Genomic DNA, 1,376 nt, shown 5'->3' on the forward strand with positions numbered 1-1,376 from the left:
TGCCTGACGGATTTGCCAATCAGACGGTCTTGAAACTTGCACATGCACTTCCATCCGCATGCGTCACTATCCTCCTGCGTCCCCCCATTGTTCAAACGGTGGATCGGCGGTACAGGAATATCAACCTGTTATCCATCGCCTACGCCTTTCGGCCTCGGCTTAGGTCCAGACTAACCCTGAGCGGACGAGCCTTCCTCAGGAAACCTTGGGCTTTCGACGGAGGGGATTCTCACCCCTCTTTTCGCTACTCACACCGGCATTCTCACTTCCAAACGCTCCACTGCTCCTTCCGGTACAGCTTCACAGCGGTTTGGAACGCTCCCCTACCATTCCTTACGGAATCCGCAGCTTCGGTGGTATGTTTAGCCCCGTTACATTTTCGGCGCGGCGCCACTCGACTAGTGAGCTATTACGCACTCTTTGAATGGTGGCTGCTTCTAAGCCAACATCCTAGCTGTCTAGGCAGCGCCACATCCTTTTCCACTTAACATACACTTTGGGACCTTAGCTGGCGGTCTGGGCTGTTTCCCTCTTGACTACGGATCTTATCACTCGCAGTCTGACTCCCGAGTATAAGTTGCTGGCATTCGGAGTTTAACTGAATTCGGTAACCCTGTGGGGGCCCCTAGTCCAATCAGTGCTCTACCTCCAGAACTCTCAACCTCGAGGCTAGCCCTAAAGCTATTTCGGGGAGAACCAGCTATCTCCAGGTTCGATTGGCATTTCACCGCTACCCACACCTCATCCCCGCACTTTTCAACGTGCGTGGGTTCGGACCTCCAGTCAGTGTTACCTGACCTTCATCCTGGACATGGGTAGATCACCTGGTTTCGGGTCTACGACAACGCACTGAACGCCCTGTTCAGACTCGCTTTCGCTACGGCTCCGCCTCATCGGCTTAACCTCGCGCGTTATCGTAACTCGCCGGTTCATTCTACAAAAGGCACGCCATCACCCGTTAACGGGCTCTGACTACTTGTAGGCATACGGTTTCAGGATCTATTTCACTCCCCTTCCGGGGTGCTTTTCACCTTTCCCTCACGGTACTGGTTCACTATCGGTCACTAGGGAGTATTTAGCCTTGGGAGATGGTCCTCCCGGATTCCGACGGGGTTTCACGTGTCCCGCCGTACTCAGGATCCACTCTGGAGGGAAAACAGTTTCAGCTACAGGGCTGTCACCTTCTTCGGCCGACCTTTCCAGGTCCTTCACCTACTGTCTTCCTTTTTGACTCCGTGTAGAGTGTCCTACAACCCCGAAGAGCATGCTCTCCGGTTTGGGCTGTTCCCGTTTCGCTCGCCGCTACTCAGGGAATCGCATTTGCTTTCTCTTCCTCCGGGTACTTAGATGTTTCAGTTCCCCGGGTCTGCCTCACG

At 54.2% G+C, this 1,376-nt stretch carries 1 other annotated feature (only partly in view).

The annotated features are described in order from the left end of the window. Window positions 1–1,376: a sequence feature (mutual gap in cmsearch alignment for this rRNA model is longer than 100), on the reverse strand (it extends past both window edges: 1,445 nt to the left, 151 nt to the right).

The organism is Exiguobacterium sp. s11, from assembly GCF_018619015.1.
GTDB classification, from domain to species: Bacteria; Bacillota; Bacilli; order Exiguobacteriales; family Exiguobacteriaceae; genus Exiguobacterium_A; species Exiguobacterium_A indicum.